This window comes from Hydrogenophaga sp. A37 (assembly GCF_002001205.1).
GTDB lineage: Bacteria > Pseudomonadota > Gammaproteobacteria > Burkholderiales > Burkholderiaceae_C > Hydrogenophaga.
This window is the reverse complement of sequence record NZ_MUNZ01000116.1, coordinates 18,894-37,949: the sequence shown is the minus strand read 5'-3', so window position 1 is coordinate 37,949 and position 19,056 is coordinate 18,894. Positions and strand designations below refer to the sequence as shown.

Here is a 19,056-nt window from a genome sequence, read left to right as displayed (position 1 = left end):
GCACATGACGTCCGATTTCGATGCTGCTCAACTGGTGACTCAGATACAGGCCTGGGGCCAGGAGCTCGCATTGTCCCAAATCGGCGTGGCCGGCATCGATCTTTCTGCCGCCGAGCCCGGCCTGAGCGCCTGGCTCGCGGCCGGATTTCACGGTGAGATGGACTACATGGCACGCCACGGCATGAAGCGCGCCCGCCCGGCCGAGCTGGTGCCGGGCACGGTGAGCGTCATCACCGCGCGGCTTGACTACCTGCCGCAAGACACGCCCGAGGGTTGGCAGGCCATCGAACTGCAGCGCCTGCAGCGGCCCGGCGAAGCCATCGTCTCGCTCTACGCGCGGGGTCGGGACTACCACAAGGTCTTGCGCCACCGGCTGCAGAAACTGGCCGAGCGCATCGAGGCCGCCATCGGCCCGCTGGGCCACCGTGTGTTCACCGATTCGGCGCCCGTGCTCGAAGCCGAGCTGGCCCAGCGCAGCGGCCAGGGCTGGCGCGGCAAACACACCCTGGTGCTGAACCGCGAAGGCGGCTCGATGTTTTTCCTGGGCGAGATCTATGTGGACATTGCCTTGCCGCCGAGCGAGCCCGTGACCGACCACTGCGGTGCCTGCACGGCCTGCATCGACGTGTGCCCGACCCAGGCCATCCTCGGACCGCAGCGGCTGGACGCACGCCGTTGCATCTCTTACCTCACCATCGAACATGCCGGGCCGATTCCCGAAGACCTGCGCCCGCTGATCGGCAACCGCATCTACGGCTGCGACGATTGCCAGCTGATCTGCCCCTGGAACAAGTTCGCGCAGCGTTCCCCGCTGGCGGACTTCGACCCGCGCGAGGGGCTCACGGGCGTGACGCTGGTCGAGCTGTTCGCGTGGAGCGAAGAAGAATTCTTGCGCCGCACCGAGGGCAGCCCGATCCGCCGCATCGGGCATCAGCGATGGTTGCGCAACATCGCGGTGGCGATGGGCAACGCGCTGCGCCAAGGCGACGACGCCGGGATACGGACCGCCCTGACGGCGCGCGCCGAACACCCGGATGCCCTGGTGCGTGAGCATGTCGGATGGGCGCTGATGCGTTACCGTGAAAGCCCCTTGCCATAGAGACGATCCCATGCCTGCCGGCCCGCAGCAAAGAAAGGGAAACCGCTGGGCCCGACCCCAGGAATTCAGCGGTGAATCAGGCGGTGGCGTGAGCCGCTGCAGCGCTGGGCGCAGGCCACTTGCCGATGGCCTTGAGCTGCTTGATCCAGCGCGGTGCGTTCTTCTTCGCGCTCATGGCGGCGTAGTCGATGGCCTGGTCCAGGTAGGGCTGGTGTCGAGACAGCAGGATGTAGATCAGCCGGATCATCTTGTGAGCCACGGCCACGATGGCCTTCTTGTGCGACTTGCGCACCATCAGACTTCGGTACTTGGACGCCAGCGTGCTCTTGGTCATGCGCGCGGCGTTGGCGCATTCGCACAGGATGAAGCGGATGGTGTTGTTGCCGTGGCGGGTGCGCCCGGACTTGCGCTTGCCCGCGCTCTCGTGGTTTCCCGGGCTCAGCGCGGCCCAGCAGGCCAGGCGCTCGGGGCTGCCGAAGCGCGCCATGTCCTCGCCGATCTCGATGAGGATCAATGCCGCGGCGACTTCATCAATACCCGGAATCGTCTGCAGCAGGCCATGAGCCCAGGCGTAAGGTTGCATGGCTGCGCTCAAGTAGGCGCCGATGTCGGCGAGCTGGCGTTGCAGGGCGTCGATGCTGTCGCTGAGGTGGCGCAGCACGAACAGGTGACGCTCGCTCAGGTCGCCCTCCAGGCTGGCGGCGAGTGCCTCGGTCTTGCGCTTCAAGGCGCCACGTGCATGGCCCAGCAGCACGGCTTGGGACTGTCCCTCGATCAGGCCGCGCACCATGGCGCGGGCGGAGACACCGTGGATGTCGCTGACCACCGCGCCGAGCTTGATGCCCGCGTCGTCGAGCATCTTGTGCAGGCGGTTGATCTGGCTGGCGCACATGGCGCTGAGCTTGCGGCGGTAGCGCGAGACCAGGCGCAGCTCGCGCAGGTCCTTCGGGGGAATGAAGCTGGCGCGCACCAGGCCGAAGCGGGCCAGCACGGCCAGCCATTCGGAGTCGAGCATGTCGGTTTTGCGGCCGGGCACATGTTTGATGAAGTGGGCATTGACCACCCAGGCGGTGATACCTGCGTTCTCCAGGTGGGCGTAGACGCTCTTCCAGTAGATGCCGGTGCTCTCCATGACCACCAGCTGAACCTGCAGCTCAGACAGCCACTGGGCCAGGGCGCGGCAGTCGCGCTTGAAGCCACCGAATTCCCGACTGTGCCGAGAGATCGAGCCGTCGGGCTGCTCGATCAGCACCGTGACCACATGCAGCATGCGGTGCACATCGATACCGGCCACACGCCGGTGCAAGGGGGGAAGACCTTCCATGACGATGCTCCTGTGAGTAAAGTGCGAAGTGGCACGCAGGAGCATCACCCGTGGCCAGCCAGCGGCAGAGCTGCAAGCGCAGTTCTGTTGCAAGCCGGTGAGCTGCAAGACTCCTCGAACCGGAACCGGTTCGGGCCTCTTTACCGTACGTGCTGCCACCCGCGCCACGACAATGGAGCCGGCAGCGCAACAGTCGGGGGTACGAGTCAGCTCGGTGGAGGTCCGGTTAGGCACCGGGGTCGGGCCTTCATTCGTTTTGCGACCTCTTCGCACCTGCGTGCCACCTCACATGGTGCACTCGAACTGGGCTTTCATGCTCGGGGGCGAGTGGGCCACTCATGATTGGTTAGGCTGCAAACCAAGATACCTCTGGACGGCACCACATGTCCCACGCCGAAACCGAACTCAAACTGCTGCTGCCTGGAGCGCAGGCCTCCAGCATCGAAGCGCGGCTGAACAAGCTGGGTGTGCTGGCGCGCCGCCGCCGGTCCACGCAGTGGCTGTGGAACGTCTACCACGACACGCCCGAACAGACCCTGCGCCAGCAGCGTCAGGCCCTGCGCATGCGCTGCATTTCGGACCACCCGTGGAAAAGCACTGCGTCGGCGGCCACGCTGCGCGGCGAGTGGGTGCAGACCTTCAAGTCGGCAGGCGTCTCGCAGGGTGGCCTGAGCCGCCGCGGCGAGTGGGAAAGCCGGCAGCCCTCCGGCCAGCTCAACCCGCTTGCGCTGCGCGCCACACCCTGGGCCGAGCTGGACCCGGACGGTCGCCTGTTCGGAGAGCTGGTCCCCTGTTTCGAAACCCGTTGCCGCCGCACCGTGTGGACCCTGTACCGCTACCACGGCGCGACCATCGAGGTGGCGCTCGACTTGGGCGAGGTCATCGCCGGCGACCGGACAGAGCCCATTCTGGAGCTTGAGCTGGAGCTCAAGTCCGGCGCACCGGAAGCGCTGTTCATCCTGGCCAGGGACATCGCGTCGGTTCAGGCCGTCTTGCCATGCGACCAGAGCAAGGCAGAGCGAGGCTACCGGCTGGCGCAAGGGCTGGCCCCACCCGCGACCCCGGCCGCGGCGCTGCGATTGCCCGCCAACGCCGCGCCGTTGGAGGCTGCCCGCCGGGCGCTCGGTGCAACGTTCGACCAGTTCACCCGCAACCTCTCATCCCTGTTGACCTCGGACGACCCCGAGGTGGTGCACCAGGCCCGCGTCGCGTGGCGGCGCTGGCGCAGCGCGATCAGGCTGTTTGCGCCATGGCTGCCCGGCCGGCCCGATGCCAGCGGTCTGAAGCCCTTGCTCGACGAGCTGGGACATGTGCGCGATCTGGATGTGCTGCGCACCGACACCCTGGGCCGCTGCTGGCCGGCCTTTGTCGACGGTGACCTTCAGCGGCAGGACATCGCCGACCGCACCCTCGAACACCTCGATCAAGCCCGCACCGCGCAGCGCGAGCGGGCTCGGGCGGCATTGGCCCAGCCGGCGACGGGGCTGGCCCTGCTGGCCTTGGCGCGCGGGCTGGACCTGCTCAACGCAGGGCCCGAAACGGCGGCCACCGGCAAACCGGTTCACTGGGCGGTCAGGCGCCTCAAAAAGCTGCAACGGCGCCTCAAAACATCACTCAAAGCCGGTCGCGAGCCACAGGCTGGCCTTGAACAGATCCACCGCGCCCGCATCCTGGCCAAGCGAACCCGCTATGCCGCCGAGATGCTGAACGACCTGTTGCCGGCCCAGCGAACGAAGGACCTGACTCAGGCGGCGACAGCGGTCCAGACCGAACTGGGAGACGACCGCGATCTTCAGCAAGCGGTGCGTTTGCTGGGAGCGTTGCACGCTGACCCCAGGCTGATCGAATTCATTCGTGGTGTGCTGGCCCACGATGCCATCACACGGGGTGGATGATCACGGGGCGTATTGGCGCCGCAGCTCTCGCTTGAGCAGCTTCCCGCTGGGGTTCTTGGGCAGGCTGTCGGTGAACACCACGCGCTTGGGCGCCTTGAAGTTCGCCATGTGTCCGGTGCAATGCGCCATCACCTCTTCTTCGGTCAGACTTTGTCCCGCCTTGACCACGATCACCGCCGTCACGGCCTCGACCCACTTCGGATCGGGCAGGCCGATCACGGCCACCTCGCTCACGGCAGGCAGGCGGTAGATCACTTCTTCGACCTCGCGGCTGGCGACGTTTTCACCGCCGGTCTTGATCATGTCCTTCTTGCGATCCACCACGGTGATGAAGCCTTCGCTGTCGATCATGGCGAGGTCGCCGCTGTGGAACCAGTCGCCCTCGAAGCTGGCCGCCGTGCGCTCGGGGTCGTTGAAGTAGCCGAGCATCAGGTGCGGTGAGCGGTGCACGATCTCGCCGACCTCGCCCACGGCCACGTCTTCCATCGCGTCGTTGACCACGCGGGTCTCCACGTTGAGCACCGCTTTGCCGCAGGAGCCGGGCTTGCGCAGTTGGTCGTCCGGGCCGAGCATGGTGGCCAGCGGCGCGATCTCGGTCTGGCCGTAGAGGTTCCAGAGGCGCACGTTCGGCAGGCGCGCGGCCAGTTCCTTCAGCACTTCCACCGGCATGATGGACGCGCCGTAGTAGCCCTTGGCCAGGTGTGTCAGTTTGGCCGCGTCGAACAGCGGCGAGCGCAGCAGCGCGATCCACACCGTGGGCGGCGCGAAGAAGCTGGTGATCTGGTGCTGCTCCAGCAACGCCAGCAGGTGGTCGGGCGTGGGCTTGCTGGTGATGACGTTGTTGCTGCCGATGTAGATGGCCGGGCCGAAGAACACGTCGAGCTGCGCGCAGTGGTACAGCGGCAGGGCGTGCAGGGTGCGGTCGGTCTCGGCGATCTCGGCGTTGATCACGCAGCTCACGTACTGCCAGAGCACGGCATCGTGCGTGAGCATCGCGCCTTTGGGGGTGGATTCGGTGCCGCTGGTGTACACGATCTGGGCCAGGTCGAAACTGCCCAGCGCGACCTCGGGCAGAGCGTCGGTACAGGCGGCGAGGTCGTCGAACCGGTGCATGCCGGGCGCTGGTTCGCTCGGGTCTTCGCTCGGCAGCCAGATGAACTGCTGTACCTGCGTCTCCAGCGCCGAGGCTTCGCGCGCGAGCCCGGACAGGCCGCTGTCGGTGGCCAGCGTGCGGGCGCCCGCGTGACGCAGGATGTAGGCGACCTCGTCGGCCTTGAGCATGAAGTTGATCGGCACCAGCACAGCGCCCCGGCGCGCCAGCGCAAAACGCAGCGCCGCAAAGCCGTGCGAATTGCGCGCCAGCACGGCCACCTTGTCGCCTTCGCCCACGCCGATGCGGTGCAGGCCCGCCGCCAGCCGCGACACCAGGGCGTTGAACTCGGCGTAGGTCCAGGTTGTGGCGCCGCAGGCGATGGCGGTCTTGGCCGGCAGGCGCTGGGCCGTACGGTGCAGGGCGTCGGCGATGGTCTGGCGTCGCACCGCAGGGGAGATGGGATGGGTTGGGATGTCGGTCAAGGATGCCTCCTGTTACAGCGGCGCCTGCTGTTGCGGGCACGATGGAAGGCATTGAACCCACAAACCGCTCGCGCGGCCATGGGCGTTTTCACCAGCAGAGGGGACAAGCTGTCACCTGCATGACGCTCAGAAGTCGCGCCGCTATGATTCGCCGCATGAACCTGCTTGCTTCGATGCATCACACGTTGCTGCGCTCGGGCCGGCGCGTGTTGGCCGCCTGGGACGCCTGGTGGCAGGTGCTGTTGATCGGCGCCGAGATCGTGGTGCTGTCGCTCTCGCCATCGAGCTACGACGAACCCGACGAGCGCCACGCGATCATCGCGCACCTCTACCGCGCCAGCGCCCCCTTGCTGACCGGGTTCCTGGTGCTCTCGGCGCTGTTGAGCCTGGTGCTGATCCGCATCGTGGTGGCCACAGCGCTGAGTTACGGCCTCTCACAGTACGCGCTGGAGCTGCTCGTGCGCACGCTCGTGCTGGAGCTGATTCCGCTCTACGCGGCGCTGTTCGTGGCGGTGCGCTACACCATGCCCGAGTCGCAGCGCATCCGCCGCCTGCTGGCCGACGAACACCGTGGCGGAGGGCTCCGCCCGCGCCAGCTGCTGCTGCGCGTGGACATGCTGCCGCGTGCGTTGGCCGGCGTGTTTTCGGTGCTGCTGCTGGCCGCGCTGAGTTGTTTCATCGCGCTGGTGCTCACCTACCTCAATGTGTACGGTTTTTCGCCCTGGGCGCTGGCCGACTACAACCGCAGCGTGGGCAGCGTGTTCTCGCCCGCGGTCACGCTGATCTTTTCTCTCAAGACCGTGTTCTTCAGCCTGGCGGTGGCGTTCGTGCCCATGGCCGCAAGTGCCCAGCGCGACGTTCACGGCGGCTACGCGCGCCGCAGCGACATCACCGAGTTCGCGCGCCTGCTCTCGGTGATCCTGCTGCTGGAGGTGGTTTCCCTGATGGGCAACTACTATTGATTCACCTTCCGGTTCCGCCCATGCCCACACCCACGCCACCCAACGGCCCCGTTCTCGACCCCTTGCCGCCGGTGAAAAATCTGGAGGTCAAGGCCGCGCTGCTGCTGCTCCTGCTGCTGATCCTGGTGGTGGGCTCGGCGCTCTATGTGATGTACGCGCGCGGTGCCTTCGAGCGCACGCAGCGGCTGGTCTTGATGTCGGACGACTCCGAGGGCGTGGTTGCGGGCATGGACATGACCTTCGCCGGTTTCGCCATCGGCAGGGTGGCGCAGCTGGAGCTGGCCGAGGACGGCAATGTGCGCATCCTGGTGGACGTGCCGACCAAAGACGCCAAGTGGCTGCGCAGCTCCAGCATCTTCACCATGGAGAAGGCGCTGGTCGGCGGCACCAAGATCCGCGCCTACAGCGGCATCCTGACCGACCCGCCGCTGGAAGACGGGGCGGTGCGCCAGGTGCTGCGCGGCGACGCGGCGGCCGAGATCCCGAAGCTGGTGGCCCAGGTGCGCGACCTGCTGGAGAACCTCAACAACATGACCAAGAACGACGCGCCGCTGCAGCAGTCGCTGGCCAACGTGCAGATCGCCACCGAGCGACTCAAGGGGCCGCAGGGCGCGATGGGTCTGCTCATGGGCAACGACGACGACGCGAAGCAGCTCGCGGTCACCCTGGGCAACGCCAACACCGTGCTTGCGCGCGCCGACGGGCTGGTCAAGCGGCTGGATTCGCTGGTGGCCAACGCCGACAAGCAGGTGTTTGGCCAGGGCGCTGGCCCGGGCGGCACCGGCGGCGACACCGGGCTGGTGGCCGACGCGCGCACCACCGTGCAGCAGCTCAACAGCATGCTGACCGAGGCACGCGGCAGCCTGCAGAAGGTGGACAAGCTGCTGATCGACGCGCAGGCCATCACCGCCAACACGCGCGAAGCCACGACCGATCTGGCCAGCCTGCGCGGCGAGGTGGACGCCAGCCTGCGCAAGGTGGAGGGGCTGATCAACGACTTGAACCGCAAGTGGCCGTTCAAGCGCGAGACGGAGATAAAACTTCCATGAAGAACACCCCCGCGCCGACTTCGTCGTCACCCCCTCAAGGGGGCAACACCTGCGGCCCGGCGAAGCCGGTTCCGCGGTGTTCCCGGTTGAGCAGCGCCTGCTCCGGCTTGCTCGTTGTGATCGCCGTCGCGCTCACTGCATGTGGCAATGCACCGCCGGTGCCCGAATGGCAGATGAACGCCAAGAGCAGCTCGGAGCGGGCGACCGAAGCCTGGCTCAGTGGTGACAGCCGCATCGAGGCGGCGGAGTTTGCGCGGGCGCGGGCCGAGGTGGCACGCACCGCGCGGCCCGACCTGCTGGCGCGGCTGGAGCTGCTGCGCTGCGCCGCGCGGGTGGCGGCGCTGGAGTTGGAGGCGTGCACCGGCTTTGACGCGCTGGCTGCCGACGCGGCGCCGGCCGAGCAGGCCTATGCGCGCTACCTGGCGGGCCACGCGCAGGCGGCTGACGCGGCTTTGTTGCCGCCAGCGCACCGCAGCCTCGTCGCAGCCGGTCAGGCCGATGTCTCGGCCATCGAAGACCCGCTGGCCCGTCTGGTCGCGGCCGGTGTGCTGTTGAGAAGGGGCGCCGCCACGCCGGCCACGGTGCAGGCGGCGGTGGACACCGCGTCAGCGCGCGGCTGGCGCCGGCCCTTGCTGGCCTGGCTCAAGGTCCAGCAGCAGCGTGCCCAGTCGGCGGGTGCAGCCGACGAGGCGGCGCGCCTGCAGCGGCGCATCGAACTCATGCTGCGCTGACCGCAGCGGGCGTCAAAAACCGCTCACTCCAGGTTTTCGTGGTGCCCCTCGGCACCCACCTTCCAGTAGGCCGCCACGCGCATGCCTTCGCGCGGGTGGCCCTTGTCGGTGGCGAGCATGTCGCGCATCCGGGCCATGACCGCCGCCTCGCCCGCGCACCAGACGAAGCCTTCGCCAGCGGGCAGCGCCAGTTCGCGCACGGCGCTCACCAGGTCGTCACCCGTTGGCACCCAGCGCACCTGCGCATCGGCCCGGGTGGGCATGGCGCGCTGGTCCTCGGGCGTGGGCGCATGGGCGATCACCAGCACGCGAGCGCCCGGGGGCAGCTCTTCGAGCCGGCGGTGAATGGCGGGCAGGGCGGTGGCGTCGCCCACCAGCAGGTGCCAGTCAAAGTCGACGGGAATGATCATGGAGCCACGCGGCCCGCCGATGGTGGCCGGCATGCCGGGCTGGGCCTGGCGCGCCCAGTCGCTGGCCAGGCCACCGGCGTGGAGGGCGAATTCGATGGTCAGTTCGCGCCGCGCCGCATCAAAGTGCCGGGGGGTGTAGTCGCGCCGGTGCACCTCGCCGGACGGGCCGACAAACATGAATTTGAGGTGGTCGTCGAACGAGAGCGACGTGAAGCCTTCGAGCGCGGTGCCAGTGAAGGTCACGGCGAGGAACTGGGGGCTGATCGTTTCAACGCGAGCGACCTGAACGTCGCGCCGCACGAGTTCGTGGCGGACCCGCTCAACGCGGCGGATGGGGGAGGTGATGGACATCGATAGAGCGGTTTGATTGATAATGTCATCAATCATGACAAAAATTGATGACAATGTCAACAAAATGGGTATGTCGTCCGACAGCGATGTGCTGGAGGCCATGCACGCGGTCGTGCATGCCTTCCGCTCGAAACTGCTGCGCGGCGAGGCAGACCAGCCCCGCGATCTGAGCCCGATGGAGGGCAAGGCGCTGGGCTACTTTGCCCGGCATCCCGGCGCCACACAGAGCGACCTGGCCACCCACGCCGGGCGCGACAGGGGCCAGGTCGCCCGGCTGATCGGCGGCTTGAAAGACAAGGGCCTGTTGCTGGCGGTGCCCGACGAAGCCGACCGCCGCGTGTGGCGCCTGTCACTGTCGACAGAGGCGCAGGCCATGCACAAGCTGGTGCAACAACGCCAGAAGGTGCTGGCGTCGGCGGCCACGCAGGGCATGAGCGACCGCGAGGTTCAGCAGCTCATGGGGCTGCTGCGGCGGGTCAGGGAGAACCTGCAGCAGCAGGAATGAGCGGCTACCACCGCGGCGAGGCGAACCGTTGCACCAGAAAGTCCAGCAAGGCCCGCACCGCAGGCGACAAGTGCTTGCGTGAGGGATACAGCGCGTGGATGGCCATGTCGGGCGGCTGCCAGTCAGGCAGCACCGCCACCAGACGGCCGTCGGCCAGGTACGGGTTGGCCATGTAGGTCGGTTGCAGCGCCACGCCACCGCCGGCCAGGGCGGCCTGCAGCAAGGCGGTGGCCTCGTTGGCGCTGAGCTGGCTGCGCACGCCGACCTGGCAATGCTCTTCACCCCGACGGAGCGTCCAGGTGCTCTTGCCGAAGTTGGAAAAACTCAGGCAGCGGTGGGTTTCCAGATCGGCCGGGGCCTGCGGCACACCGTGCTCCGCCAGGTAGGCCGGCGAGGTCACCAGCACCGAAGCGCAGGGCGCCAGCACCCGGCCGATCAGCGTGGGATCGGGCTCGGCGCTGATGCGGATGGCCAGGTCGATGCGCGCCTCCACCAGGTTGAGCGCGCCCTCACTGGCGTTCAGGTCGATCTTCAGCTGCGGGTGCAGCTTCAGAAAGTCGGCCAACGCCGCGGCCAGCTGCGCGTGGGCGAAGGAGATGCTGCTGGTGACGCGCAGCTGCCCGCGCAGGGCGGTGTCGTGGCGGCTGGTTTCCTGCTCCACGTCGTCCATCAGCGCCAGCATCTGCTGGCTGCGGCGCAGGCAACTTTCGCCCGCGTCGGTGAGCGTGACGCTGCGCGTGGTGCGCTGCAACAGCCGCGCGCCCAGCCACTGCTCCAGCGCGCCCACATGGCGCGTGACCATGGCGCGCGACATGTCCAGCTTGTCGGCGGTGGCGCTGAAGCTGCCGCTCTCGGCCACCGCCACAAACACCCGCATGGCGGTCAAACGGTCCATGATTTGCTCTGTTTTTGAAACATATATGGCCGAATTATGCGGTTTATCTGTTCGGATATTGAAACTACAGTGCATCCCAGCGCTGCAAAGCGTCCCCTTATCGACACAACCAACAGGAGCCTTCCATGATCCGCACCACCGTCATCGCCGCCTCGCTGGTCATTGCCTTCACCAGCGCCCAGGCCGCCCAGCCGCTGACCGTCAAGGTCTACAACGCCGCCGGCAGCAGCTTCAACGTCAACTCGACCCTGATCTATGGCGAAAAAGAGGCCATGGTGATCGACGCCGGCTTCACCCGCGCCGACGCGTTGCGCATCGCCGCCAACGTGCTCGACAGCGGCAAGCAGCTCACCACCATCTACGTGAGCCAGGCCGACCCGGACTACTACTTCGGCGTCGAAACCCTGAAAGAAATCTTCCCCCAGGCCGACGTGGTGAGCACGCCCGCCGTGCTGGAAAAACTGAACGCCAAGATGGCGGGCAAGGTGGCGTTCTGGGGCCCCAAGATGGGCGCCAATGCACCGCGCAAACCCGTGGCACCGCGCGCGCTGGAAGGCAACAGCCTGAAACTGGAAGGCCAGACCATTGAAATCCGTGGCACGCAAGGCCTGCTGGCCCACCGCCCCTACGCCTGGATCCCGTCGATCAAGGCCGTGGTGGGCAACATCGGTGTCTTTGGCAGCATGCACGTGTGGACCGCCGACACACAAAGCGCGGCCGAGCGCGCCGCCTGGGTGGCCCAGCTCGACGAAATGGCCGCGCTCAAGCCCGAGCTGGTGGTGCCCGGCCACATGAAGGCCGGCTCCGCCGTGGACGCCAGCGCCATCGCCTTCACCAAGGACTACCTGCAGACCTTCGAGAAGAACCTGGCCGCCAGCAAGACCGGCGCCGAGCTGATCGACGCCATGAAGAAGTCGTACCCGCAGGTGACCGACGGTGCGATGTCGCTGGACATCGGCGCCAAGGTCAACAAGGGTGAAATGAAGTGGTAAATAGGTAGCTAAGTCATCCACAGCAACCCAGATCGGAGTCACTGATGAAACCCCTCAAAACCGTTCTTATGGCCGCATCCCTGGTGGCCTTGTTTTCGACCAGCGCGTTTGCCCAGACCAACAAGGAGATCGTCGTGGCGGGCATGAAAGGCCTGTTCATCGCGCGTGATGCGTCGGTCATCGACAAATACTGGTCACCCGACTACATCCAACACAACCCCATGGTGCCGAACGGCGCTGCTGTTTTGAAGAGCTTTGTGAGCAATTTCGGGCCAGACTTCAAGTACGAGCCCGGCATGGTGGTGGCGGAAGGCGACTTGGTCATGGTGCACGGCCGCTACTCCGGCATGGGCCCCAAAGCCATGATTGGCGTGGACATCTTCCGCCTGGCCAACGGGAAAATTGTGGAGCACTGGGACGTCTTGCAAGAAGAAGTCGTCAAGACCGTCAGCGGCAACCCCATGTTCTCCAACCCACAAAAGTAACTGGACTCGCGCGCCACGGCGCGCACAGGATTTCCACCATGCAAACCTCCGTGACCTATTTGTTCGACCCTTTGTGCGGTTGGTGTTATGGCGCGTCGCCCGTGATCCAGCAACTGGGGCAACAAGCCAGCGTCCAACTGGAGCTGGCGCCCACCGGCCTGTTTGCCGGCGGCGGACGCAGCATGGATGCCGCGTTTGCGGGCTATGCCTGGTCCAACGACCAGCGCATCGCCAAGCTCACCGGCCAGCGCTTCACTGAGGCCTACCGCCAGAACGTGCTGGGCCATCTCGGCAGCCCCTTTGACTCGGCCACCACGACGCTGGCGCTCACCGCCGTGTCTTTGTCCGAGCCGCAGCGCGAGCTGGAAACGCTGAAGGCGCTGCAGGAAGCCCGCTACGTGCAGGGCCTGGACACCTGCGACACGACCGTGGTGGCGCAACTGCTGCGCGATCAGGGTCTGGCCGATGCGGCCGAGCGCCTGGCGGCGGCCGACGCCGAGCTGCTGGCCGCCAATGCAGCGCGCATCCACCGGGCCCGCGGCCTGATGCAGACCCTGGGCGCACAAGGCGTGCCGGTTCTGGTGGTGCACAGCGCGTCGGGCGACCGGCTGCTGGGTGGCCATGCGCTGTACGGCGATTTTGAGCAACTGATCGGCCAGATCGTGGCCGGCTGAAGGAGCGAAGCATGGGTGTTCTTCACACCGTGCTGGACCACCTGCACGCCGGGCGCTGGACCGAGGCCCACAACCTGATTCAAACCGATGCTTCGGCGCTCGGGGCCTGGCTGCACGGCATCGTGCACATCGTGGAAGGCGACCTGGAGGACGCCGAGTACTGGTACACCCAGGCCAACCGCCCCTTCCGCAGCCGGGGGACCTTGCGTGATGAGCTGGACAGCTTGGCTCGGGAGCTCGCCAACGCACAGGATGGCGGCTGACCAATCGACGATGGGGGTATGGCCCAGGCTGTTGTAGAGCGCCTGGTGCGTTGACGCCATGCTGGGTTGATTGGTGGAGACGAGGAGGATCGAACTCCCGACCTTCGCATTGCGAACGCGACGCTCTCCCAGCTGAGCTACGTCCCCACGACCAGCTGCAATGTTAGCAAACCCGCCCACATCGCGAAGCATTCATTCAGCGGTTGGTGGCTTTGTCTTGGGGCGAGCGTTCCATCGTGAGCTCCACCCGCCGGTTGTGCACCCTGTCGACCGGGTTGTCGCGCGCGGCGAGCGGGCGGGTGTCGGCAAAGCCCGTGGCCTGCACGCGCTGTGGCGCCACACCGCGCTCGATCAGGTAGCGGGCCACGCTGGCGGCGCGGGCGGTGGACAGCTCCCAGTTGGAGGGGAACCGCTCGCTGTTGATCGGCATGCCGTCGGTGTGGCCTTCGACCACCAGGCGCAGGGCGGGGTCGGCGTTGAGCAGCGGAATCAGGCGGTCGAGCACGGGATGACCCGCCCCGGTGAGCGCGGCGGCGCCAGAGTCGAACAGGATTTCGCTGCTGATGCGGAACCGGACCACGTCGTCGTTCATGAGCACTTCGATGTCGTTGCCCAGCTGATCGAGCGGGAAGCCGTTGAGCGTCTTGGGGGCAGGGGGCGGGGGCGCTTCGGCTTGCGGCACCGGTACCGGCAGCGGCACGGGCGGCACGATGGTGGGGGTGGTGGCGGCCTGTGCCGTGGCGGTGGCTGCTGGCGCGGCGGTGGTCTGAGCCTGGGTGGCTTCGGGGGGCTTCTTGTTGTCTTTGGGGCCGGACATGGCCAGCATCACGACCATGAGCACGAGGATCAGGGTGATCACGTCCAGGTAGGTGATCAGCCAGCCTTCTTCTTCGGGCTCGGGGCGGGTGTCCACATGCCAGCGGCGGTATCGGCCGACACTGGTGGAGACCCTGGGCGTGCGCGTGGGGGTCGGGACAGGATGGAGGGCGACGGGCATGTTGTCAGCGTCGAGCGGTTTGGGGTTGTCCATCAAAAATCTCGTCATCGAACTGAGCAACAAAGGCCTTGAGCGTTTCGCGCATCAGCGCCGGGCTGCGGCCCACACACATCATCGAGATGCCTTCGAGCACCATGTTCATCAGCACCAGGCGCTGTTCGGTGCGTCGCTCCAGTTTGACCGCGATGGGCTTGAACACCAAGTTGGCGAGCAGCACGCCATAGAACGTGGTGACGAGCGCAATGGCCAGTTGCGAGCCAATGGCCGCCATGTTGCCGTCGCCCACGAGGTCCATCAGGTTGATCAGTCCGAGCAGGGTGCCCAGCATGCCGAAGGCGGGCGCGTAGCTGGCCATGACCCGGAAAAGCTGCGCCTCGGCGGCCTCGCGCTGGCGCAGGTGGGCAATGCGCCACTGCAGCAGGTCGATGATCTCTTCTTCGGGTGTGCGGTCGATCACCAGTTGCACGCCGGTGCGAAGGAAGGGGTTGGTCACCAGGGCCAGCGACTTCTCCACCGCCTGCAGGTCGCCCTGGATCCACAGGCGAGACAGGGCCACGAGTTCTTCGATGTCGTTCTTGGTGTCCAGCCGGTCCTCGCGCATGACCTGGCCCACCAGGTGGAACACGCGCAGCACCTCGCGCAGCGGGTAGCTCAGGAAGGTCGCGGCCAGCGTGCCGCCGAGCACGATGGCGATGCTGGGGGCGTCGATGAAGTTCCATGGGTTGTCAGAAGCAAACAGCAGGATGACAGCCATCAGCAACACGCTGGCCACCATGCCAATGAGGGTGGATAAGTTCACGCTGAGGGTTCCTTGGGGCGGGTGTGCATACCCCGTCCATTCTCGGCAGACCCCCGACCCGGGAGCGCCGGAAAAAGGGGGCATCTGCCCCCCAGTTTCCTTTAGCTCATGCCGTTGCGGCTGGCCAGTTCCATGAACAGTGCCGAGTGGTCCAGGTCGGCCAGGCCGTGGTCGGCGGCCTGCGCGAACAGCTGCTCGAACAGGGCGGTGATGGGGGCGTCGAAGCCGATCTCGCTGGCGGTGGTGAGCGCGTTGCGCATGTCCTTGAGCTGCACGGCCACGGCCCCGCGTTTGGCGAAGTCGCGTTCGATCATGCGCTGGCCGTGCACCTGCAGGATGCGGCTGTCGGCGAAACCACCGCTGATGGCTTGCTTGACCTTGGCCATGTCGGCGCCGCCTTTTTCGCACAGCAGCAGGGCCTCGGCCACAGCGCCGATGGTGATGCCCACGATCATCTGGTTGGCGAGTTTGGCCAGCTGGCCTGCGCCGTGCGGCCCCACGTGGGTGGCGCGCCCGAAGTGGGCAAACATCGGCAGCGCGCGCTCGAAGTCGGCGGGTTTGCCGCCGGCCATGATGGCCAGGGTGCCGATCTCGGCGCCCACGGTGCCGCCCGACACCGGGGCGTCGAGGTGGCTTACACCCATGGCGGCGAGCCGGGCGGCGTGGTCGCGCGCCTGACGCGGCTGGATGGACGACATGTCGATCACCAGGGTGCCCGGACGCAGGCCCTTGGTGGTGCCTTGCTCGAACAGCACGCTCTCGACGATGGCGCCGTCTTCCAGCAGGCAGATCACGATGTCGGCTTGGGCCACGGCTTGCGCCGGGTGGTCAAACACCTCGGCGCCGAAGGGCTGCAGGCGCTCGGCCTTGGGGCGGGAGCGGTTCCAGGCGAGGACGCGATGGCCGGCTTCGCACAGGCGGCGTGCCATCGGGAAACCCATCATGCCGATACCGAGCACGGCGATGGAGAGTGGGGCGGGGGAAGGGACGGTCATGGAAAAAGTGTAGGCGCTGGGTGAGTGAGGGATGGGTTGAGCGCAATAAAAAATGCGGTTTCCGGGGGTTGCCCGGAAACCGCATGAAGTGGTTCAACGAACCACGGAGTTGTGGGGGGTGGCGCCGCTGGGGCGGGTGTCCATCTGGGCGCCGAGGTAGGCGCTGGCCTGGCCGCTGTGATCAAGCATCAGGGCCTCGGCGCGCTCAACGTCGCCCTTGGCCACGGCGGCGGCAATGGCTTCGTGCTCGTCCCAGACCGGGCCGCGCAGCGTGTGGTGGCGCAGGGCTTCACCCATCGCGCGGCGGATGTGGTGCCAATGCAGCAGCGCGCTCTGTTCGATCAGCGGGTTGGCCGAGCCCTGGTAGAGGGCGCGGTGGAAGGCGAGGTCGGCGTCGATCATGGCCTTGATCTCGCCCCGTTCCACCGCCTCGCGGCCGCGCTGGATCAGGGCCGGGTCGATGCGGGTGCGGCGCCCCGCGGCCAGACGCGCGGCCAGCACGTCGAGCGCGCCACGCACTTCGTACACCTGGGCGATCCACGCGGCATCCAGCGGCGCGACCTGCAGGCCGCGGCTGCGGCCGTTGGGGGCGCCGGCCAGCGGCGCGTCGTGCACGAAACCGTCGCGCTTGAGCAGGCGCAGCGCCTGCATCACCGGCTGGCGCGACACCGCAAGGCGCTCGGCCAGCTCTTCCTGCGTGATCCGCTGCCCGGGCGCCAGCGAACCTTCGCTGATGGCATCGAGCAGGGCGCGGTACACCTGATCGACCAGATCGGGCGCGGTTTCCAGTTGCAGGAGTCGGGCGGTCATGTTGTGTATTCTGTACTCTGAATACAGAATACACGAAGTTTTGAAGGATGTGAGTGACAGCATGTGTCAACGAGCTGCTGGACAATGCCGCTCCATGAACGACGCCCAACGCAACGATCCGGCCTGGCTCGACAGCCAGTACAACAACCGTGCCCTCGTGCCCGAGCATGCGCAGCACTTCGAGCGGTGGGCGACCGGGTCGCGCCAGGCGAGGGCTGAGCTGGGCGGTTTACTGGACGTGGCCTATGGACACGAGCCGGGCGAGACGCTGGACATCTTCCCCGCTCGCCAGAAGGCCGGTGCGCCGCTGGCGCCGGTGCTGGTGTTCATCCACGGGGGCTACTGGCGCAGCCTGGACAAAGCCGATCACAGTTTCCTGGCCCCCGCCTTCGTGAAAAAAGGCGCGTGTGTCGTGGTGCCCAACTACGCGCTGTGCCCGGCGGTGACGATTCCACAGATCACCCTGCAGATGGTGAAGGCGCTGGCCTGGGTCTACCGCCACATCGCGGTGCACGGCGGCGACACGCGCCGTATTTCGGTGGTCGGCCATTCGGCCGGCGGTCACCTGGCGGCGATGCTGCTGGCCTGCGAGTGGGACCGCTACGCGAGCGACCTGCCGCTCGATCTGGTGAACAACGCGCTGTCGATTTCAGGCGTGTTCGATCTGGAGCCGCTGCGCCACACACCCTTTCTGAGCGACGCCTTGCGCCTGACGCCGGAGCAGGTGTGCATGGCCAGCCCGGCCTATCTGCCGCGGGTGCCGCAGGAGGACGAGCGCGGCGTGTTGCTGAGCGTGGCGGGGGGTGACGAGAGCAGCGAATTCCAGCGCCAGAACCACCTGATCCGCGAGACCTGGGGCGAGGCCCTGGTGCCCATCTGCGAAACCCTGCCAGGCCTGAACCACTTCAGTGTGCTGGAAGCCCTGATCCAACCGGGCCACCGGCTGAACAAGCTCGCCAGGCAGATGCTGGATTAACTTCCCCCCCCCCCGCGCCGCGCTGCGCGCGTCACCCCCCGGGGGGCGATGCGAGTGGCCCGGCGGAGCCGGTTCCACCGCATCCACGAATCAAGACAGCTCTCGCCGGAGAGGGAATCCGCCCCAGGGCACCGCCGGGCCGGCTTTGCCGGACGGCCAGTGCCGCCCCCTTGGGGGGTGACGCGCGCAGCGCGGCGCGGGGGGAGTTCGTTCACATAAACAGGTGTTCGCCCGCGTTCTCGCCGCCGAGCACCACGTAGTTCACTTTGCGCAGGTCGGCCAGCTGTTTGCCGCCCGCATAGCTGATCGAGCTCTGCACGTCCTGCTCCATCTCGATCAGCGTGTTCGCCAGCTGGCCTTTGATGGGCTCCAGGATGCGTTTGCCTTCGACGTGTTTGTATTCGCCCTTGTTGAAGTCGCTGGCCGAGCCGTAGTACTCCTTGAACAGCTCACCGTTCACTTCCACCGTCTTGCCCGGCGACTCTTCGTGTCCCGCGAACAGCGAACCGATCATCACCATGGTGGCGCCGAAACGCACGCTCTTGGCGATGTCGCCGTGGCTGCGGATGCCGCCGTCGGCAATGATGGGTTTGGTCGCCACCCGCGCACACCACTTGAGCGCGCTGAGCTGCCAGCCGCCGGTGCCGAAACCGGTCTTGAGCTTGGTGATGCAGACCTTGCCCGGGCCTACCCCCACCTTGGTGGCGTCGGCGCCCCAGTTCTCCAGATCGATCACCGCTTCGGGCGTGGCCACGTTGCCGGCGATCACGAAGCTGCTCGGCAGCCGCGCCTTGATGTAACCGATCATGTCGCGCACGCTGTCGGCGTGGCCGTGGGCGATGTCGATGGTGATGTATTCGGGCACCAGACCCTCTGCGGCGAGGGTGTCCACCGTGGCGCGATCTGGCGCTTTCACGCCCAGTGAAATCGAGGCGTAGGTGCCAGCGGCGTGCATGTCGCGCACGAACTGCACGTTGTCGAGGTCGAAGCGGTGCATCACGTAGAAGTAGCCGCTCTGGGCCATCCAGAGGCAGATCTTTTCATCCACCACCGTCTTCATGTTGGCCGGCACCACCGGCAGGCGGAACTTGCGGCCACCCAGCTCCACGCTGGCGTCGCATTCCGAGCGGCTCTCCACGCGGCACTTGCGCGGCAGCAGCAGGATGTTGTCGTAGTCGAATATCTCCATAAAACCAGGCTCCAGAAAACTGTTGTGAATGAACAGGGAGAGCGCTTGGCTTGGGTCCGGTCTTCGGTCTGGCGGGATTC

At 66.7% G+C, this 19,056-nt stretch carries 20 protein-coding genes and 1 tRNA gene; 11 read left to right on the top strand and 10 right to left on the bottom strand.

The genetic code is table 11. The features are described 5' to 3' along the window. Positions 1 to 4 precede the first annotated feature (4 nt). Positions 5 to 1,099, top strand: coding sequence for a tRNA epoxyqueuosine(34) reductase QueG (queG, locus tag B0E41_RS27585; protein ID WP_253194869.1), 1,095 nt, complete (start codon positions 5 to 7; stop codon positions 1,097 to 1,099). Between the two features lie 76 nt (positions 1,100 to 1,175). Here the strand turns inward: queG and B0E41_RS14650 are convergent, their stop codons facing one another. Then, on the bottom strand, positions 1,176 to 2,423 hold the full coding sequence (locus tag B0E41_RS14650; protein WP_077331897.1) for an IS110 family transposase: 1,248 nt from the start codon (positions 2,421 to 2,423) through the stop codon (positions 1,176 to 1,178). Positions 2,424 to 2,806: 383 nt separating this feature from the next. Here B0E41_RS14650 and B0E41_RS14645 point away from each other — a divergent pair, with 383 nt between their 5' ends. Beyond that, positions 2,807 to 4,318: a CYTH and CHAD domain-containing protein gene (locus B0E41_RS14645; RefSeq protein ID WP_077331896.1), complete on the top strand. Its 1,512-nt coding sequence runs from the start codon at positions 2,807 to 2,809 to the stop codon at positions 4,316 to 4,318. Here B0E41_RS14645 and B0E41_RS14640 read toward each other — a convergent pair whose 3' ends face one another. Beyond that, positions 4,319 to 5,893 carry an acyl-CoA synthetase gene (locus B0E41_RS14640; RefSeq protein WP_253194867.1) on the bottom strand — a complete coding sequence of 525 codons (1,575 nt, stop codon included), beginning with the start codon at positions 5,891 to 5,893 and terminating at the stop codon, positions 4,319 to 4,321. It abuts the gene before it with no gap. A gap of 155 nt (positions 5,894 to 6,048) precedes the next feature. Between B0E41_RS14640 and B0E41_RS14635 the strand changes: the two genes are divergently transcribed. Genes B0E41_RS14635 through B0E41_RS14625 form a run of 3 tightly spaced genes read left to right on the top strand, consistent with a single transcriptional unit; the run spans position 6,049 to position 8,635 of the window. Beyond that, complete coding sequence (locus B0E41_RS14635; protein WP_253194865.1) at positions 6,049 to 6,855, top strand: ABC transporter permease; 807 nt, start codon at positions 6,049 to 6,051, stop codon at positions 6,853 to 6,855. Positions 6,856 to 6,875: 20 nt separating this feature from the next. After that, the gene (locus B0E41_RS14630; protein ID WP_077331894.1) at positions 6,876 to 7,904 is read left to right on the top strand and encodes a mammalian cell entry protein; all 1,029 of its coding nucleotides are present in this window, start codon (positions 6,876 to 6,878) and stop codon (positions 7,902 to 7,904) included. Next, a complete protein-coding gene (locus tag B0E41_RS14625) occupies positions 7,901 to 8,635 on the top strand; it encodes a hypothetical protein (RefSeq protein WP_253194863.1) in 735 nt (244 codons plus the stop codon). Before B0E41_RS14630 ends, B0E41_RS14625 begins: the two co-directional genes overlap by 4 nt. Before the next feature lie 23 nt (positions 8,636 to 8,658). Here the strand turns inward: B0E41_RS14625 and B0E41_RS14620 are convergent, their stop codons facing one another. Then, on the bottom strand, positions 8,659 to 9,396 hold the full coding sequence (locus B0E41_RS14620) for a siderophore-interacting protein (RefSeq protein WP_077331892.1): 738 nt from the start codon (positions 9,394 to 9,396) through the stop codon (positions 8,659 to 8,661). A 70-nt stretch (positions 9,397 to 9,466) separates the two neighbouring features. Between B0E41_RS14620 and B0E41_RS14615 the strand changes: the two genes are divergently transcribed. After that, positions 9,467 to 9,901 carry a MarR family transcriptional regulator gene (locus tag B0E41_RS14615; RefSeq protein WP_253194861.1) on the top strand — a complete coding sequence of 145 codons (435 nt, stop codon included), beginning with the start codon at positions 9,467 to 9,469 and terminating at the stop codon, positions 9,899 to 9,901. A gap of 4 nt (positions 9,902 to 9,905) precedes the next feature. On the opposite strand, the gene B0E41_RS14610 is transcribed toward B0E41_RS14615, so the two are convergent. Next, positions 9,906 to 10,796, bottom strand: a complete 891-nt coding sequence (locus B0E41_RS14610) for a LysR family transcriptional regulator (protein ID WP_077331890.1) — start codon at positions 10,794 to 10,796, stop codon at positions 9,906 to 9,908. Between the two features lie 125 nt (positions 10,797 to 10,921). On the opposite strand from B0E41_RS14610, the gene B0E41_RS14605 reads away from it, so the two are divergent. The 4 genes from B0E41_RS14605 to B0E41_RS14590 are packed head-to-tail and all read left to right on the top strand — an operon-like array spanning position 10,922 to position 13,210. After that, positions 10,922 to 11,788 carry an MBL fold metallo-hydrolase gene (locus B0E41_RS14605; protein WP_077331889.1) on the top strand — a complete coding sequence of 289 codons (867 nt, stop codon included), beginning with the start codon at positions 10,922 to 10,924 and terminating at the stop codon, positions 11,786 to 11,788. Between the two features lie 44 nt (positions 11,789 to 11,832). Further along, positions 11,833 to 12,273 carry a nuclear transport factor 2 family protein gene (locus B0E41_RS14600; RefSeq protein WP_077331888.1) on the top strand — a complete coding sequence of 147 codons (441 nt, stop codon included), beginning with the start codon at positions 11,833 to 11,835 and terminating at the stop codon, positions 12,271 to 12,273. A gap of 38 nt (positions 12,274 to 12,311) precedes the next feature. After that, the gene (locus B0E41_RS14595) at positions 12,312 to 12,947 is read left to right on the top strand and encodes a DsbA family protein (protein ID WP_077331887.1); all 636 of its coding nucleotides are present in this window, start codon (positions 12,312 to 12,314) and stop codon (positions 12,945 to 12,947) included. An 11-nt stretch (positions 12,948 to 12,958) separates the two neighbouring features. Next, complete coding sequence (locus B0E41_RS14590) at positions 12,959 to 13,210, top strand: hypothetical protein (RefSeq protein ID WP_077331886.1); 252 nt, start codon at positions 12,959 to 12,961, stop codon at positions 13,208 to 13,210. A gap of 71 nt (positions 13,211 to 13,281) precedes the next feature. Here the strand turns inward: B0E41_RS14590 and B0E41_RS14585 are convergent. From B0E41_RS14585 to B0E41_RS14565, 5 genes are all read right to left on the bottom strand, one after another. After that, a tRNA-Ala gene (locus tag B0E41_RS14585) sits at positions 13,282 to 13,357 on the bottom strand. A gap of 49 nt (positions 13,358 to 13,406) precedes the next feature. Continuing rightward, the gene (locus B0E41_RS14580; RefSeq protein ID WP_216350763.1) at positions 13,407 to 14,240 is read right to left on the bottom strand and encodes a flagellar motor protein MotB; all 834 of its coding nucleotides are present in this window, start codon (positions 14,238 to 14,240) and stop codon (positions 13,407 to 13,409) included. Next, the gene (locus tag B0E41_RS14575) at positions 14,212 to 15,006 is read right to left on the bottom strand and encodes a MotA/TolQ/ExbB proton channel family protein (protein ID WP_077331885.1); all 795 of its coding nucleotides are present in this window, start codon (positions 15,004 to 15,006) and stop codon (positions 14,212 to 14,214) included. Before B0E41_RS14575 ends, B0E41_RS14580 begins: the two co-directional genes overlap by 29 nt. 101 nt (positions 15,007 to 15,107) lie before the next feature. Continuing rightward, positions 15,108 to 16,001 (bottom strand): NAD(P)-dependent oxidoreductase, encoded by an 894-nt coding sequence (locus B0E41_RS14570; RefSeq protein WP_077331884.1) that lies wholly within the window; start codon positions 15,999 to 16,001, stop codon positions 15,108 to 15,110. Positions 16,002 to 16,094: 93 nt separating this feature from the next. Continuing rightward, positions 16,095 to 16,811, bottom strand: coding sequence for a GntR family transcriptional regulator (locus B0E41_RS14565; RefSeq protein ID WP_077331883.1), 717 nt, complete (start codon positions 16,809 to 16,811; stop codon positions 16,095 to 16,097). Positions 16,812 to 16,905: 94 nt separating this feature from the next. On the opposite strand from B0E41_RS14565, the gene B0E41_RS14560 reads away from it, so the two are divergent. Next, positions 16,906 to 17,787, top strand: a complete 882-nt coding sequence (locus B0E41_RS14560; protein WP_077331882.1) for an alpha/beta hydrolase — start codon at positions 16,906 to 16,908, stop codon at positions 17,785 to 17,787. Between the two features lie 211 nt (positions 17,788 to 17,998). On the opposite strand, the gene B0E41_RS14555 is transcribed toward B0E41_RS14560, so the two are convergent. Beyond that, the gene (locus B0E41_RS14555) at positions 17,999 to 18,976 is read right to left on the bottom strand and encodes a GMP reductase (RefSeq protein ID WP_077331881.1); all 978 of its coding nucleotides are present in this window, start codon (positions 18,974 to 18,976) and stop codon (positions 17,999 to 18,001) included. Positions 18,977 to 19,056: the final 80 nt, after the last annotated feature.

Coding starts and splice junctions, on each gene's coding strand:
- B0E41_RS14565 (WP_077331883.1), bottom strand. CDS start 16,811: ATGACCGCCCGACTCCTGCAACTGGAAACCGCGCCCGATCTGGTCGAT.
- B0E41_RS14630 (WP_077331894.1), top strand. CDS start 6,876: ATGCCCACACCCACGCCACCCAACGGCCCCGTTCTCGACCCCTTGCCG.
- B0E41_RS14645 (WP_077331896.1), top strand. CDS start 2,807: ATGTCCCACGCCGAAACCGAACTCAAACTGCTGCTGCCTGGAGCGCAG.
- B0E41_RS14605 (WP_077331889.1), top strand. CDS start 10,922: ATGATCCGCACCACCGTCATCGCCGCCTCGCTGGTCATTGCCTTCACC.
- B0E41_RS14615 (WP_253194861.1), top strand. CDS start 9,467: ATGTCGTCCGACAGCGATGTGCTGGAGGCCATGCACGCGGTCGTGCAT.
- B0E41_RS14620 (WP_077331892.1), bottom strand. CDS start 9,396: ATGTCCATCACCTCCCCCATCCGCCGCGTTGAGCGGGTCCGCCACGAA.
- B0E41_RS14600 (WP_077331888.1), top strand. CDS start 11,833: ATGAAACCCCTCAAAACCGTTCTTATGGCCGCATCCCTGGTGGCCTTG.
- B0E41_RS14590 (WP_077331886.1), top strand. CDS start 12,959: ATGGGTGTTCTTCACACCGTGCTGGACCACCTGCACGCCGGGCGCTGG.
- B0E41_RS14560 (WP_077331882.1), top strand. CDS start 16,906: ATGAACGACGCCCAACGCAACGATCCGGCCTGGCTCGACAGCCAGTAC.
- B0E41_RS14635 (WP_253194865.1), top strand. CDS start 6,049: ATGAACCTGCTTGCTTCGATGCATCACACGTTGCTGCGCTCGGGCCGG.
- B0E41_RS14570 (WP_077331884.1), bottom strand. CDS start 16,001: ATGACCGTCCCTTCCCCCGCCCCACTCTCCATCGCCGTGCTCGGTATC.
- B0E41_RS14595 (WP_077331887.1), top strand. CDS start 12,312: ATGCAAACCTCCGTGACCTATTTGTTCGACCCTTTGTGCGGTTGGTGT.
- B0E41_RS14625 (WP_253194863.1), top strand. CDS start 7,901: ATGAAGAACACCCCCGCGCCGACTTCGTCGTCACCCCCTCAAGGGGGC.
- B0E41_RS14555 (WP_077331881.1), bottom strand. CDS start 18,976: ATGGAGATATTCGACTACGACAACATCCTGCTGCTGCCGCGCAAGTGC.
- B0E41_RS14610 (WP_077331890.1), bottom strand. CDS start 10,796: ATGGACCGTTTGACCGCCATGCGGGTGTTTGTGGCGGTGGCCGAGAGC.
- B0E41_RS14650 (WP_077331897.1), bottom strand. CDS start 2,423: ATGGAAGGTCTTCCCCCCTTGCACCGGCGTGTGGCCGGTATCGATGTG.
- B0E41_RS14580 (WP_216350763.1), bottom strand. CDS start 14,240: ATGGACAACCCCAAACCGCTCGACGCTGACAACATGCCCGTCGCCCTC.
- queG (WP_253194869.1), top strand. CDS start 5: ATGACGTCCGATTTCGATGCTGCTCAACTGGTGACTCAGATACAGGCC.